This is a genomic window from Massilia sp. BKSP1R2A-1 (assembly GCF_050586525.1).
In the GTDB taxonomy this organism is placed as follows: Bacteria; Pseudomonadota; Gammaproteobacteria; order Burkholderiales; family Burkholderiaceae_D; genus Telluria.
In genome coordinates this window covers 48,570-63,291 of the sequence record NZ_JBOBRE010000017.1, presented here as the reverse complement: position 1 = coordinate 63,291, position 14,722 = coordinate 48,570, and the positions used below count along the sequence as shown (strand labels likewise).

The 14,722-nt window shown below is 67.1% G+C and carries 15 protein-coding genes; 11 read left to right on the top strand and 4 right to left on the bottom strand.

Annotated elements, in window-relative coordinates:
- Nucleotides 1–142 precede the first annotated feature (142 nt).
- Nucleotides 143–1,186 carry a phosphoribosylformylglycinamidine cyclo-ligase gene (gene purM, locus ACQ7JA_RS22010; RefSeq protein WP_430901735.1) on the bottom strand — a complete coding sequence of 348 codons (1,044 nt, stop codon included), beginning with the start codon at nt 1,184–1,186 and terminating at the stop codon, nt 143–145.
- A gap of 226 nt (nt 1,187–1,412) precedes the next feature.
- Here purM and hda point away from each other — a divergent pair, with 226 nt between their 5' ends.
- The 10 genes from hda (at nt 1,413) to ACQ7JA_RS21960 (ending at nt 10,479) form a co-directional block, all read left to right on the top strand.
- The gene (hda, locus tag ACQ7JA_RS22005; RefSeq protein WP_430901733.1) at nt 1,413–2,096 is read left to right on the top strand and encodes a DnaA regulatory inactivator Hda; all 684 of its coding nucleotides are present in this window, start codon (nt 1,413–1,415) and stop codon (nt 2,094–2,096) included.
- Entirely contained in the window at nt 2,093–2,767 is a 675-nt protein-coding gene (locus tag ACQ7JA_RS22000) for an HAD family hydrolase (protein WP_430901731.1), read from the top strand. Before hda ends, ACQ7JA_RS22000 begins: the two co-directional genes overlap by 4 nt.
- A complete protein-coding gene (gene pcnB, locus ACQ7JA_RS21995) occupies nt 2,760–4,166 on the top strand; it encodes a polynucleotide adenylyltransferase PcnB (RefSeq protein WP_430901729.1) in 1,407 nt (468 codons plus the stop codon). The genes ACQ7JA_RS22000 and pcnB overlap by 8 nt, the downstream gene beginning before the upstream one ends.
- Nucleotides 4,163–4,636 (top strand): 2-amino-4-hydroxy-6-hydroxymethyldihydropteridine diphosphokinase, encoded by a 474-nt coding sequence (gene folK / locus ACQ7JA_RS21990; RefSeq protein WP_430901727.1) that lies wholly within the window; start codon nt 4,163–4,165, stop codon nt 4,634–4,636. The genes pcnB and folK overlap by 4 nt, the downstream gene beginning before the upstream one ends.
- 1 nt (nt 4,637) lies before the next feature.
- Entirely contained in the window at nt 4,638–4,985 is a 348-nt protein-coding gene (locus tag ACQ7JA_RS21985; RefSeq protein WP_430901725.1) for a DMT family protein, read from the top strand.
- A 72-nt stretch (nt 4,986–5,057) separates the two neighbouring features.
- A complete protein-coding gene (gene panB / locus ACQ7JA_RS21980) occupies nt 5,058–5,906 on the top strand; it encodes a 3-methyl-2-oxobutanoate hydroxymethyltransferase (protein WP_430901723.1) in 849 nt (282 codons plus the stop codon).
- A 10-nt stretch (nt 5,907–5,916) separates the two neighbouring features.
- A complete protein-coding gene (thpR, locus tag ACQ7JA_RS21975; protein WP_430901721.1) occupies nt 5,917–6,426 on the top strand; it encodes an RNA 2',3'-cyclic phosphodiesterase in 510 nt (169 codons plus the stop codon).
- A gap of 7 nt (nt 6,427–6,433) precedes the next feature.
- Nucleotides 6,434–7,627 (top strand): selenoneine synthase SenA, encoded by a 1,194-nt coding sequence (gene senA, locus ACQ7JA_RS21970; RefSeq protein ID WP_430901719.1) that lies wholly within the window; start codon nt 6,434–6,436, stop codon nt 7,625–7,627.
- Between the two features lie 98 nt (nt 7,628–7,725).
- Complete coding sequence (locus ACQ7JA_RS21965) at nt 7,726–7,959, top strand: DUF4214 domain-containing protein (RefSeq protein WP_430901717.1); 234 nt, start codon at nt 7,726–7,728, stop codon at nt 7,957–7,959.
- 54 nt (nt 7,960–8,013) lie between these two features.
- On the top strand, nt 8,014–10,479 hold the full coding sequence (locus ACQ7JA_RS21960; protein WP_430901715.1) for a hypothetical protein: 2,466 nt from the start codon (nt 8,014–8,016) through the stop codon (nt 10,477–10,479).
- A gap of 55 nt (nt 10,480–10,534) precedes the next feature.
- Here ACQ7JA_RS21960 and ACQ7JA_RS21955 read toward each other — a convergent pair whose 3' ends face one another.
- The 3 genes from ACQ7JA_RS21955 to ACQ7JA_RS21945 all read right to left on the bottom strand — a co-directional run bounded on the left by ACQ7JA_RS21955 (nt 10,535) and on the right by ACQ7JA_RS21945 (nt 12,915).
- On the bottom strand, nt 10,535–10,933 hold the full coding sequence (locus ACQ7JA_RS21955; RefSeq protein ID WP_430901713.1) for a VOC family protein: 399 nt from the start codon (nt 10,931–10,933) through the stop codon (nt 10,535–10,537).
- Between the two features lie 63 nt (nt 10,934–10,996).
- Nucleotides 10,997–12,142: an MFS transporter gene (locus ACQ7JA_RS21950; RefSeq protein WP_430901711.1), complete on the bottom strand. Its 1,146-nt coding sequence runs from the start codon at nt 12,140–12,142 to the stop codon at nt 10,997–10,999.
- Complete coding sequence (locus tag ACQ7JA_RS21945; RefSeq protein WP_430901709.1) at nt 12,139–12,915, bottom strand: DeoR/GlpR family DNA-binding transcription regulator; 777 nt, start codon at nt 12,913–12,915, stop codon at nt 12,139–12,141. The genes ACQ7JA_RS21950 and ACQ7JA_RS21945 overlap by 4 nt, the downstream gene beginning before the upstream one ends.
- Nucleotides 12,916–13,093: 178 nt before the next feature.
- Between ACQ7JA_RS21945 and ACQ7JA_RS21940 the strand changes: the two genes are divergently transcribed.
- The gene (locus ACQ7JA_RS21940) at nt 13,094–14,701 is read left to right on the top strand and encodes a response regulator (RefSeq protein WP_430901707.1); all 1,608 of its coding nucleotides are present in this window, start codon (nt 13,094–13,096) and stop codon (nt 14,699–14,701) included.
- Nucleotides 14,702–14,722: the final 21 nt, after the last annotated feature.

Here is a 14,722-nt window from a genome sequence, read left to right as displayed (position 1 = left end):
ACGCGTCCAAATCACGGTAGTGCTGCCCGCGCGACTATTCATAGTCCGACTATCACCGCGTGGGCGGGAAGACCCGCCCACCCTACGTACTGCAAAACAAAAACGGGCGCCGAGGCGCCCGTTTCATCGACAGCAGAAAAAATTACTGCACGACGGTCTGCGCCTGGCCTTCTTCGCGCGCACGGATCTCGCCGATGCGATACACCGTCTCGCCCGCAGCCTGCAGCTGGGCCATCGCCGCATCTGCATTCTCCTTCGCCACGATCACGGTCATGCCGATGCCGCAGTTGAACACGCGGTGCATCTCGGCATCCGCCACGCCGCCATGCTGCTGCAGCCACTGGAACAGCGGCGGCATGGTCCACGATTTGGCATCGAGGACGGCGCTCAGGTTATCGGCCAGCACGCGCGGGATGTTCTCGACCAGGCCGCCGCCGGTGATGTGCACCAGGCCCTTCACTTCCATGGCCTGGATCAGGGCCAGGATCGGCTTGACGTAGAGGCGGGTCGGCGCCATCAGCACGTCGCTCAGTTTACGGCCGTGGAAATCGGCTTCCAGGTCGGGATTGGCCACCTGGATGATCTTGCGCACCAGCGAGTAGCCGTTCGAGTGGATGCCCGACGAGGCCAGGCCCAGCACCACGTCGCCCGGGACGATCTTGCTGCCGTCGATGATCTGCGATTTTTCCACCGCGCCGACGGCGAAGCCGGCCAGGTCGTATTCGCCGTCCGGGTACATGCCCGGCATCTCGGCGGTCTCGCCGCCCAGCAGGGCGCAGCCCGACTCTTCGCAGCCCTGGGCGATGCCCTTGACCACGGCGGTGGCGGTCGGCACGTCCAGCTTGCCGCATGCAAAGTAGTCGAGGAAGAACAGCGGCTCGGCGCCCTGCACCAGGATGTCGTTCACGCTCATGGCGACCAGGTCGATGCCGACGGTGTCGTGGCGATTCAGTTCGAAAGCGAGCCTGAGCTTGGTGCCGACGCCGTCGGTACCGGAGACCAGCACCGGTTCCTTGTACTTCTTGCTGATCTCGAACAGACCGCCGAAGCCGCCGATGCCGCCGAGGACGCCTTCGCGCATGGTGCGCTTGGCGAAGGGCTTGATCGCTTCGACCAGGGCGTCGCCCGCATCGATATCGACGCCGGCGTCGCGGTAGGAGAGGGAAACATTAGATGGTTGGCTCATGGTATTTGGCAGCGGAGGCGGTAAAATAGAAGGCGGCGACCCAAACCTGGTCAATCCGCTATTTTAGCAAAACAGCCTCTATCGAACTTCCGTTTCTACTCGGATTAACAGAATAACAATATCGGCATGCCCTTTTTCCTGACCCCGGAGCCCGCACCATCCACGTTCCGCCTGGCGCTCTGGCTGGCGGTGGCGTAATGAACTCCAGCACAGGCTCGATCGTCCCATGAAGCAGCTGGTGCTCGATTTAGGCGCCGAGCCGGCGCACAGCCTCGACACCTTCCAGGTGGGCGAGAATGCCGAACTGGCGCACCTGATGCACCAGTTCGCGCAGCGTGCTTCGCGCGAGCATTTCGCCTACCTGTGGGGCGACACCGGCGCCGGCAAGACCCACCTGCTGCAGGCCCTCGCGGCCAGCCCGGCTTCGCGCTACATCGCCTGCGACGCGCCGGAAGACCAGTTCGTGCACAGCCCGGACGTCACGCTCTACCTGCTCGACGACACCGACCGCCTGACGCCGCAGCGCCAGATCGACGCCTTCGCCCTGTTCAACCAGGTGCGCGAGCACGGCGCCTACATGGTCTGCACCGGCCCGGTGCCGCCCGGCGTATTGCAGGTGCGCGAAGACCTGCGCACGCGCATGGGCTGGGGCCTGGTCTACCAGATCAAGGGCCTGTCGGACGACGAGAAGATCGCGGCGCTGACCCAGGCTGCCGAAGCGCGCGGTTTGACGCTGTCGGCCAGCGTGTTACCCTATTTGTTGTCTCACTTCAAGCGCGACATGCGGTCGCTGGCGACGATGCTGGACGCCCTCGACCAGTATTCGCTCGAGACCCAGCGCCCGGTCACCCTGCCGCTGCTGCGTGATTTGTTGCTGCAAGAAAACCAGCAGTCGGAAACCAAAGAATGAAAAACCTTGCGCTGTTCGACCTCGACCATACCCTGCTGCCGATCGATTCGGACTATGAATGGGGCGAGTTCCTGGTCCGCATTGGCGCCGTGGACGAAACCTCCTTCCGCCGCCGCAACGACGCGTTCTTCGCCCAGTACCAGGAAGGCAGGCTCGACCCGGTCGAATACCTCGAGTTCGCCCTCGGCACGCTGGCGCGCTTCCCGCGCGCCGAGCTGGACGCCATCTACGCGCGCTACATGGCGGAAGTCATCGAACCGGCGATCCGGCCGAAGGCGCTGGCGCTGGTGCGCGAACACCAGGCGGCCGGCGACCTGGTGGCCATCATCACCGCGACCAACTACCACATCACGGCGCCGATCGCGGCGCGCTTCGGCGTGGAGCACCACATCGGCGCGATGCCGGAGTACGACGCGGATGGCAACCTCACCGGAAAACTGGTCGGCACGCCGACCTCGGGCCCCGGCAAGATCACCCACATGCACGCGTGGCTGGAACGGTTAGGAGCGCGCTACGAGGACTTCGCGCGCTGCCACTTCTACAGCGACTCGCACAACGACCTGCCGCTGCTCTCGATCGTCAGCCACCCGGTCGCCACCAACCCGAGCGCGAAGCTCGCCGCCCATGCGCAGGCGCAGGGTTGGCCAACCATCCATCTATTCAATGATTAAGAAATTCATCCGCAAAATCCTTGGCGTGAAAGACGACGGACGCGACCCGACCCAGGCCGTGATCCTCGGCCCGGACGAACACAAGATCGACCCGCGCCTGGTGTCGCGCAATGCGATCACGGTCACCCAGACCCTGCAGGAAGCCGGCTTCAAGGCCTTCGTCGTCGGCGGCGCCGTGCGCGACCTGCTGCTGGGCGTGAAGCCCAAGGACTTCGACATCGCCACCGACGCCACGCCCGAGCAGGTCAAGCGCCTGTTCCGGCGCGCCTTCATCATCGGCCGCCGCTTCCAGATCGTGCACGTGATGTTCGGCCAGGACCTGCTGGAAGTGACGACCTTCCGCGGCAACGGCAGCGACAACGCGCCCAAGGATGAACACGGCCGCGTCCTGCGCGACAATAACTTCGGTCCCCAGCACGAGGACGCGGCGCGGCGCGACTTCACCATCAACGCGATGTACTACGACCCTGCCACGCAAACGGTGCTGGACTACCACGGCGGCATCGAGGACATCCGCGCGAAAACCCTGCGCATCATCGGCATGCCGGAAGCGCGCTACCGCGAAGACCCGGTGCGCATGCTGCGCGTGGTGCGCTTCGCGGCGAAGCTCGGCTTCACCATCGAGCCGACCACGCGCGCGCCCATCCCCGTCATGGCCCCCTTGATCGACAACGTGCCGGCGGCGCGCGTGTTCGACGAGATGCTCAAGCTCCTCTTGTCCGGCCACGCTCTGGCCTGCCTGAAGGAGCTGCGTTCCGCCGGCCTGCACCATGGCCTGCTGCCGCTGCTCGACGTGGTGCTGGAGCAGCCGATCGGCATGAAGTTCGTCACCCTGGCCCTGGAATCGACCGACGGCCGCGTCAAGGCCGGCAAGGGCGTCTCGCCGGGCTTCCTGTTCGCGTCCCTCCTGTGGCACCAGGTGCTGGAGAAGTGGAACGCCTACCGCGCCGCCGGCGAAGCGCCGATTCCGGCCCTGCACCTGGCGGCCGACGACGTGCTGGAAACCCAGACCGAGAACCTGGCCCTGCAGCGCCGCATCGCCACCGACATGCGCGACATCTGGGCCATGCAGCCGCGCTTCGAGCGCCGCACCGGCAAGGCGCCTTATAAACTGCTCGAGCACCCGCGCTTCCGCGCCGGCTACGACTTCCTGCTGCTGCGCTGCGAATCGGGCGAGCTGCCGGGCGAAGTCGGCGAATGGTGGACGGCCTTTTATGCGGCCGAGGGCGGCGAGCGCGAAGCCCTGCTGGCGGCCGCGAATGCGCGTCCGCGCAATGGCGAAGCCGGCGCGGGTCGCGGTGGCGAACCACAAAAGCGCAAGCGCCCGCCGCGCCGTGGTCCGCGCCGTTCCAACGGCGGCGAAGGCGCGGCGCCGGCACAGGGCGGCGGCGAGGAATGATCGCCTACGTCGGGATCGGCGCCAACCTGGGCGACGCGCAGGCCAATGTGCTGGACGCGCTGCGCAGGCTTGCCCTGTTGGAGGGCACCACGGTCATCGAGACCTCGGGTCTCTACCGCACCGCGCCGGTCGACTCGAGCGGTCCCGACTACATCAACGCGGTGGCCTGCATCGACACCGCCTTCGATCCCCGCGAACTGCTGGCGGCCCTGCAGGACATCGAACAGGTGCACGGCCGCGAGCGCCCCTACCGCAACGCCCCGCGCACCCTCGACCTCGACCTGCTGCTCTACGGCGAGCAGCGCATCGACAGCGATACCCTCACCGTGCCGCACCCGCGCATGCACGAGCGCGGCTTCGTGCTGGCGCCGCTGGCCGAGATCGCACCCGACATCGTCATCCCTGGCGTCGGCCCCATCCACGATTACCTGCCGCTGGTGGCCAGCCAGGCGGTGAAGAAAGTCTTCTGACATGGGTCTTCCCATCTGGTTCCAGACCGCCGGCCTGCTGGTGCTGTCGAACATCTTCATGACCTTCGCGTGGTACGGCCACCTGAAGAGCCTCAACAACCGCGCCTGGTACATCGCCGCGCTCATCAGCTGGGGCATTGCCCTGTTCGAATACCTGCTGCAGGTGCCGGCCAACCGCATCGGCCACACGCAATTCAGCCTGGCGCAGCTGAAGATCATGCAGGAAGCGATCACGCTGTCCGTCTTCGTGCCCTTCGCCATGCTCTACATGAACGAGCCTTTCAAGCTCGATTATGTCTGGGCGGCGCTGTGCCTGGTCGGGGCGGTGTACTTTATTTTCCGGTCCTAGACGCTTTCCTGCACATTCGGCGCGCTCGGATTACACTACGCGTTTTCCGAACGATCGTTTTAAAGGATTCCCATGAGCGCTTATCTGCAGGGCCAGGACCCAGCCGCCAACGACGCACCCAAGCCGGTGCGCAAGGCCGTGACCGCGCCCTCGCTGCTCGCCATGCGCGCGGCAGGCGACAAGATCACCATGCTGACCGCCTACGACGCCAGCTTCGCCTCGCTGATGGACCGCTGCGGGGTGGAAGTGCTGCTGATCGGCGATTCGCTGGGCATGGTCTGCGCCGGCTACGATTCGACCCTGCCGGTGACCGTGGCCGACGTGGCCTACCACACCGCCTCGGTCGCCCGCGGCAACAAGCTCGCCCTGGTGCTGGCCGACATGCCCTTCGGCAGCTACACCACCCCGGTGGAAGCGTATAACAACGCAGTCACCCTGATGCGCGCCGGCGCCCAGATGGTCAAGATCGAAGGCGGCGCCTGGCTGGCCGAGACCGTGCGCTTCCTGGTCGAGCGCGGCATTCCCGTCTGCGCCCACATCGGCCTGACCCCGCAATTCGTGCACGCCTTCGGCGGCTTCAAGGTGCAGGGCAAGACCGACGCGGCGGCCGAGCAACTGAAAGCCGACGCGCTGGCGCTGCAGGCCGCGGGCGCTTCGCTGGTGGTGCTGGAAGCCATTCCGGCGGCACTGGGCAAGGAAGTCACGAACCTGCTGCAAATCCCGACCATCGGCATCGGCGCGGGTCCCGACTGCTCCGGCCAGGTGCTGGTGATGCACGACCTGCTGGGTGTCTTCCCGGGCCGCAAGGCGCGCTTCGTGCGCAACTTCATGGAAGGCCAGGCCAGCATCGACGGCGCCGTGACGGCCTATGTGGCGGCGGTGAAAGACGGCAGCTTCCCGGCGCCGGAACACTGCTTCTGAGGTAGCGGACATGGACGGGAAACCCGAGACCACCCGTCTGTTCCTGGCCCTGTGGCCCGACCCGGCGCTGCGCCACCAGCTCACGGAGCGGCGCGACGCATGGACCTGGCCCGGGGCCGCTTCCCCGGTCCATCCGGACAAGCTGCACGTCACCCTGCACTTCCTCGGCGTCCTGCCGAGCGAACGGCTGCCCGAACTCCTCGAGGGCTTCGCCGTGCCTTTCACGCCGTTCCAGCTCGTCCTCGACCGCGCGGCCCTGTGGCACAACGGGATTGCCGTGCTGGAGCCTTCGGCGCCGCCGCCCGAACTGCCGGCGCTGCACCAGCGCCTGTCCGGCGCCCTCGCCGCCCTCGGCCTGGCGCCGGAAGCGCGCGCCTATCGCCCGCACGTGACGCTGGCGCGCCGCGCAGGCGGCGCGGTGGCGCCGCAGGCCGGTGCGCCGGTGCTGTGGCAGGCCGGCGGCTACGCACTGGTCGAATCGAAGAATGGGGTCTACACGGTGCTGCGCCACTATGCCTGAGCATGCCATGAGCGAAGGCGCCGCATCGTTTCGCGACATGGGACCGGCGGCCCTTGCCGCCGCGCTGGTCGATGCGCGGCGGCGCACGCTATCGCTGTTCGATGCGCTGGCCGCCGCCGGCTACGACCGGGCCGCGCGCGTGCCACGCCTGCCAATCCTCAACCCGCCGCTGTGGGAGCTGGGACATATCGCCTGGTTCGCCGAATGGTTCGTCCTGCGCGAAGCCATGGGCACCCAACCGGGCGATGCCGCGGGCGCCTCACTGCTGACCCGGGGCGACACCCTGTTCGACTCGGGCGCGGTGGCGCACGCGGCGCGCTGGACGCTCGACCTGCCCCCGCCCGATGCGCTCGAGGCCTACTGCCGCGCCGTGCTGGACGCGATCCTCGCACGCCTGGCGCGCACGCCGGACGACGATGCCGCGCTCTATCCCTACCGGCTGGTGCTGACGCACGAAGATATGCATGGCGAAGCCCTGCTCTACACCTTGCAGACCCTGGGCGCCGCGCCGCCTCCCGGCGTATCCGATGCGCCGGAAGCGACGGCAAGGGGCGACATCGCCTTTACCGGAGGCCGGTTCGACCGTGGCGGCGAGCAGTCGCGCGGCTTCGTGTTCGACAACGAAAGACAGGCGGCGCCATTCTGCGTCGCGCCCTTCGCGATCGATGCCGGCCTGGTGTCGAACGCGGCCTACCTCGCCTTCATGCAGTCGGGCGGCTACCGCGATCCGGCATACTGGAGCGATGCCGGGCGCGCATGGCTGGCGGCGCAGGGCCGCGAGGCGCCGCGCTACTGGCGGCGCGCAGGGGCGGATTGGCAGGAGATGCGCTTCGGGCGCCTGCAGGCGCTGGCCCCGGAAGCGCCGGTGCGCCACGTGACCCTGCACGAGGCCGAGGCCTGGTGCAACTGGGCCGGACGGCGCCTGCCGCGTGAAGAGGAATGGGAGTATGCGGCCGCCTCCGGGCATCCCGGCTTCGCCTGGGGCGGCCTGTGGGAATGGACGGCGTCGCCCTTCCTCCCCTACCCTGGCTTCGCGGCGGACCGCTACCGCGAGTATTCGGCACCCTGGTTCGGCAGCCGCCAGGCCCTGCGCGGCGCTTCCTTCGCCACCGCACCGCGCCTGCGATCGCCACGTTACCGGAATTTCTTCACACCGGAGCGCGACGACATCTTTTCCGGCTTTCGCAGCTGCGCCGCCTGAGACGGTGAATGCTTTACCCCTTGGAAGGGGCAGTATCGTCCGAAGGGCGATGCCAGAATGTGTCATCCCGTCGACTGCACGAGACAGTCGGCGATCAGATGAACCAGCACAATCTGGAGCCCGACATGGCCAACTACGAACAAACGATCCAACAACTGTACGTCGCCTACTTCAACCGCCCTGCGGATCCGGGCGGCCTGGCACACTGGCAAACCGTCATCGAAGCGCAGGGCGGCAGCCTGGCCATCGTCACCGCCGCCTTTGCTTCGTCGGACGAGTACAAGAAGACCTTCGCCGGCATGAACACCCCCCAGATCGTCAACACCGTCTAACGCAACCTGTTCGCCCGCGACGGCGAGCTGGAAGGCGTCAGTTTCTGGTCGAAGATGCTGGACGAACGGAAGATCACCATCAACGACGTCGTGACCTTCATCGCCGCGGGCGCACGCAACGACGACCTGGTCGCATATAACAACAAGGTCAAGTTCGCGACCAGCTTCACGAAGGCGCTGGACGTGCATCCGGAGCGCGCCGCCTACAACGGCGACGAGGCCAGTGCCTATGCCAAGATGCTGACTTCCGCCGTCACCACGGACGAATCCCTCGCCACGGCCACCGCCGGCCTGGAGTCCGCGACCGCCGGCTTCGTCGCGGCAAGCAAGGCGCCGATCGTGTTCACCCTGAGCGCCAACGCGGACACCGGCGTGGCCTTCAAGGGCGGTGGCGGCAACGACACCTTCAGTGCGACCGCCGCGACCTTCTCGGCCGGGGACAGCATCCACGGCGGCGGCGGGCGCAACACCCTGTCGATCAACGATGAGGGCAGCGCGCTGGCAGGCGCCAGTCCGGCCCAGGTCTCGGTGACCAACGTCCAGCAGGTCAACATCGCCACCAAGGGCGGCGTCGGCAGTGCCGGCGCCTGGGACATGTCCGGCTTCGGCGGCCTCGAGCAGGTGAAGATCGTCGCCGGCGGCGCGGTCAGGGTGAAGGTTGCCGATGCGGTCGAAATGGACATCAGGACGAGCGCCGGCGCCGTCACCACCGAAGGCGGACGCGCGGTCTCCGTGACCGGCAACACGGGCGTGGCCACGCTGAACGGCAATGCGCTGACCGCCGTCAGCCTCGGCGACACCAGCCAGGCCGCCATCATCGACAACGCCACCGCGGACCACGAACTGAACCTGCGCCTGCGCGAAGTCGGCAACGGCGCGGCGGTTACCGATGCCAACGCCAAGACCGTCTACCTCCAGGTGCTTGCCGTGCAGGGCGGCGTCGGTTCGCACATCAATCTCGCGGCAGCCAAGGCCACGGCCCTGCATATCGACAACGCCACCAACTTCCAGCTCGCCACCACCGCGCTGGCGGCGGACGACAGGCTGGCGACCCTGAGCCTGAAAGGCGCCGGCAATTTCAGCAGCGACCTGTCGGGCATCGCCTCGCTGACGACCTTCGACGGCGCCCAGTCCAGCGGCACCAACACGCTCAAGCTGGCCAGCGCGGCGGGCCTGACGGTCAAGGGTGGCCTTGGTGCGGACCTGGTCTCGATGAGCGGCGCGCTGGCGGCCAACGCGGCCGTCGACCTCGGCGCCGGCAACGACCGCTACGACTTCACCCACGCGGCCCTTGGCGGCGCGAAAGTCGACGGCGGCGCCGGCATCGACACCGTGGTGATGAACGACGCCGCCCTCATCGGCGCCGGCAGCCCGGTCTACAGCAACTTCGAGATCCTGGATTTCTCGAGCGGTAAAGGCGTGTATGACCTCGACAAGGTCGGCAGCGTCACCACCCTGCACACCCATGCACGTCTGCGCGGACCCGTCGAGTTCACCAACGGCCGGGCCGACTCGCGCATCGAGATGGTCAGCCAGGATGTCAACCCCGACCTCGCCGGCGCGCCGGCGGACGACTTCGTCATCGGCGCCAACATCACGTTCACGCTGGAGGATGCGTCCGGCAGCAACGACAGGCTGACGATCAGCATGAGCGCGAACGATGCGAATGCCGACAACCGCGCCAACGGCCTGGTCAAGGCCAACAACTTCGAGACCAGGGACATCGAGACGATCATCCTGCACTCCACCGTCAACAAGACGGAGCCCGACAATCCGGCCACCGGCACGAATGAAGCCAGGGCCGCGTCCGACTACCTGAACAGCTTCGGCTTCCTGGATGCCCAGGTCAGCAAGACGGTGCTCGTGACGGGCGATGCGAGCCTGGACATGGTCAGCATCTACTCCGACACCCTCGAGACCTTCAACGCCTCGGCGTCGAGCGGCGACATCAACTTCGACGGCGTGGTGCGCAGCACCGCCGCCGCCGGCAAGGGCCTGAACTACCTCGGCAGCCAGGGCACCGACTACTACACGGCGACCGCGGCCGGCGGCGTCTTCCAGGGTAACGGCGGGGAGAAGGACTACGTGATCCTGAACCGCGACAAGGTGGTGAAGGACACCATCGTGTTCAGCAAGGCCAGCGATTCGCAGCTGGTCTGGGCCACGCAGGGCAGCAAGCAGGTCAACGACTACGATGTGATCAACAACTTCCAGGTCGGCACGGACAAGATCGACTTGTCCGCCCTGCACCTGGCGGCCGGCGCCAACCGTGACGGGTTCGCCAAGTTCAAGGTGGCGTCGAACACCGACCACATCCTGCAGTCGACGATCAAGGACGGCGCCGGCGTCTTCAACGACAACGGCGTGAACCGCTCGGTGGCCTTCGCCATGTACGGCGAAGACGACGGCTGGATGCTGGTCGACGTCAACGGCGACGGCAACTTCAACAGCGGCACCGACATGGCCTTCGCCATGTACGGCAACACGGCGATGCCGGTGATGAGCGACTTCATCTTCTGATCGAGCGCTCCTTCCACATGGCCCTGTCGCATGCGCGGCAGGGCCATGTGCATTCTCAAGCCTTCTTCGGACGGTGCACGGCGCACAGCTTGTTGCCGTCCGGGTCGCGCACATAAGCCAGGACCATGGCGCCCAGGCTGCCTTCGCGCAGGCCGGGCGGCTCCTCGCAGGTGGTCCCGCCATGCGCAATCGCGACATCGTGGAACTGCTGCACCTGCTCGGGCGAGCCGCACTTGAAACCGATGGTGCCGCCGTTGGCGTGGCAGGCCGCTTCGCCGTTGATCGGCTCGGACACGCAGAAAGCCGCGCCGTCGTGGCGGTAGAACAGGCGGGCCTGGCCGGTCGGGGCGGTGTTCTCGAAAGGCGCACCCGCGCCCAGCACGCCGAGCACGGCGTCGTAGAAGCGTTTCGCGCGTGCGATATCGTTGGTCCCGACCATGACGTGATTGAACATTCCTGTCTTCCTCCTGGATGAATAGTGTGATTGCTGGCGACATGCCGCCGCCAGTCTACATGCTCAGGCCTGGCGCTTGATGATTCCCGCGCTCATCGCGATGACGAGACCCGACAGCGACAGCATGCCCAGCGCCACCATGACGCTGGAGTGCGACGCGATATAGCCCAGCACCGGGGGCGCCATCAGGAGCCCTCCGTAGCCCAGGGTCGCCACCGCCGCCACGCCGGCGCCGGCGCCCATGCCGGGAATGCGCGAGGCCGCGCCGAACAGCAGCGGCACCACGTTGGCTGCGCCGATGCCGATCAGGGCGAAGCCGCAGGCCGACAGCAGGAAGTGGGTGCTCAGCACCGCGGTGGCCAGGCCCACGAACATCGCCAGGCCGCCCAGCACCATGACGCGCATGGCGCCGAAGCGCAGGATCATACGGTCGCCCGCGAAGCGGCAGGCCGCCATCGCGATCGAGAAGGCGGAGTAGGCAAGCGCCGCGCTGGCCGGCTCGGCGCCGGTGCGCTCGCGCATGAGCAGGGCGCTCCAGTCGACCAGCGCCCCCTCCACCGCGAAGCAGAGCAGGGCCAGCAGGCCCAGGCCCAGCGCCGCCCCGCGCGGCAGGGCGAAGTGGCTGCCGGCGCCATGGGCCGGCGCGAAGAACATCACGCGCGGCGCGGCGAATACCAGTGCGATCGCGGTGGCAATCGCCGCCGCCAGCGCGCCCTGCCCGTCGCCCCATCCCTGGCCGATCACGAAGCCGCCCAGCGCCGCGCCCAGCAGGCCGCCGAGGCTGAAGAAACCGTGGAAGGAAGACATGGTCGGGATGCCGCGCGCCGTCTCGACTTCGCTGGCATTGGCGTTCATGGCCACGTCCAGCGCGCCGTTGCCGACGCCGAAGAGGAAGGCCACCACGAACAGGATGATCAGGTCATTCAGTCCCATCAGGATGCCCAGCATGGCGGCGAAGAGGAAGCCCGAGACCAGCGTCATGCGGCGCGTGCCCCAGCGCGCCGTGAAGCCCCCCATCATCGGCATGGCCAGCAGGGCGCCGGCCGCGATGGTGAGCAGCACCATGGACAGGGTCGCGGTATCGATGCCGAGCCGCGCCTGCACCACCGGCACGTGCGCGGCCCACAGGCCGATGCCGGCGCCGTTGAGGAGGAAGACGGTGGAGATGGCCCAGCGCGCCCGGGAAAGGGAGGTCGTGGTGGAGGTCATGGGCGGGCCTTTGCTGCGAGTTGGATGTCGAGGTCCGGGTGCGACTCGCGCAGGCGGGCGATGGTGTCGGGCGGCGCGTCGGCTTCCAGCACCAGGTGGTCGAGTTCAGCCAGCCGGCCGAACAGGAAGGAGGCCTTGTCGAACAGGCGTTCGTTGAGCACCGCCGCCGCGCGCCGCGTGCTGCCGGCCAGCATGGCGCTCTTGATGGTCGCCTCTTCGGCGTCTTCGGTGGCCAGGCCCCGCTCGGGGTCGAGCGCGCAGATGCCGACGATGCACAGGTCGGCGCGCAGCTGCTGGAGTTCGGCCAGGGTCCAGGCCCCCATCACGGCGCCTTGCGCCGCGTGATAAGTCCCGCCCAGCAGCACCACGCGGGTGCGGCGGAAGTCGCCCAGCGCCAGCGCCACCTGGGGGCTGTTGGTCACGACGGTCGCAGCCTGGCCGTCTTCCAGCAGGCGCGCCAGCGCCAGGTTGGTGGAACCGGCGTCGATCAGCACCGTGTCCCCTGGCCGTACGCAGTCGCGCAGCATCCGGGCCAGCGCGTTCTTGCGCGGCAGTTCGGCTTCCATGCGCTCGCCGAAGCTGGGCGCCGCGCCGCGCCGTACCGCGCCGCCGTGCACGCGGCGCAGCAGGCCGGCGGCGTCGAGATCGCGCAGGTCGCGCCGTATCGTGTCTTCGGATGTGTGCAGGCGCTGGGCCAGCTCGGTGGCCAGGACCCGCCCCTCCTGCTCGACCGCCTCGACGATCGCCTGGCGCCTTTCTTCGGCTAACTGCATGGACTCTCCTATGAATGCACGCCACTCTACTGAAACCCGCAAAAACATGCAAATTTACGCAGAAACACGAAGAATCGTGCAGGAATAGTGCTGGCATGCATACAACGGCGACAACTTTTCACATAGGCGAGGCCATCATTAGTTGCTAAACTTCATAAACTTAAGTAAGAGAAACATCATGGACAAGTCCGCTGCCATCCTCATCGTCGACGATTACCTGCTGATCCGCACCCACGTGCGCCAAGTGCTGGCCGAACTCGGTTTCCTCAACGTGTTCCAGGCCGATAACGGCAAGACCGCGCAGGACCTCATGCGCAAGCAGCAGATCGATATCGTCGTCGGCGACTGGGGCATGCCGGTGATGAGCGGGATCGACCTGCTCAAGTGGATGCGCTCGGACCACCGCTACGGCAACACGCCCTTCATGATGCTCACCGCCGAGGCGAACCCGCAATCGGTGCGCACCGCGCTGCAGGCCGGCGTGAACGCCTACATGATCAAGCCCTTCACGGTGCACAGCTTCGCCAGCAAGTTCATGAATATGCTGGGGGTGACCCTGGAGACGGCGCCGAACCCCTTCGCCCGGCCCGCACAGCCGGCGCCGCGGCCTGCCCCGGCCGCGCCAGCGCCAGCGCCGGCACCGGCGCCGGCGCCGGCCCCGGCCCTGCTGCCCGAATCGAACGTCATCGGCCTGGATGCGCCGATCGGCGAGCGCGTGAAGAAGTCAACGGTGCTGATCGTGGACGACATCCCGACCAATATCGAGGTGCTGGCCGGGGTGCTGAAGGATGAATACGCGATCAAGGTCGCGATCAGCGGCAAGAAGGCGCTGGAGATCGCGGACGCCTTCCACATCGACCTGATCCTGCTCGACATCATGATGCCGATCATGGACGGCTTCGAGACCTGCCGCCAGCTGAAGGCCAATCCGAAGACGGCCCACATCCCGATCATCTTCCTGTCGGCGCGCGACGGCACCGAGGACGTGGTGGCCGGCCTGCGCCTGGGCGCGGTGGACTACGTGTCCAAGCCGGCCGATCCCACCATCCTGAAGGCGCGCCTGTCGGCCCACCTGCTGCTGGCTACCGCCATGCAGGACATCAAGCGCCAGAACGAACTCCTGATCGAGAACGCGCGCCTGCGCGAGGACGTCGAGCGCATCACCCGCCACGACCTGAAAAGCCCGATCGCGGTGGCCCTGCACGGCAGCCAGGCCCTGCTCGTCAGCCCGCTCACCGAGGCCCAGCGCGAGCAGGCCCACATGATCGAGACCGCGGCCGAGAACGCGCTCGAGATGATCAACCGCACCCTCGACGTCTACAAGATGGAGCAGGGAAGCTACCAGGCGGCCCTGCAGATGTTCGACCTGGGCGAGATGCTGGGGCGCGTGTGCCAGCATGTCGGGATCGCCTGCGGCGGTTCGGACGTGACGGTGCAGTACGAGGCGCCGGACGACGTGATGTGCCTGGGCGAGCCGCTGCTGTGCTACTCGATGTTCAACAACGTACTGAAGAACGCCATCGAGGCTTCGCCGCCGGGTGGCAAGGTCAGTGTCTACATCGCGCCGGGCTACGGCAACCTGCACGTCATGATCGACAATGCGGGCGAGGTGCCGCCAGCGGCGCGCGCCAGCTTCTTCGAGAAGTATGCCGCGTCAAGCAAGATCGGCGGCAACGGCCTGGGCACCTACTCGATCCGCCTGATGGCCGAGGTCCAGGGCGGCAGCGTGAGCATGGACACGGGCCACGGCCGTACCCGCCTGACAATCACCCTGCCCTGCCCCTGACCGGGACGCCGGTTTCCCGCA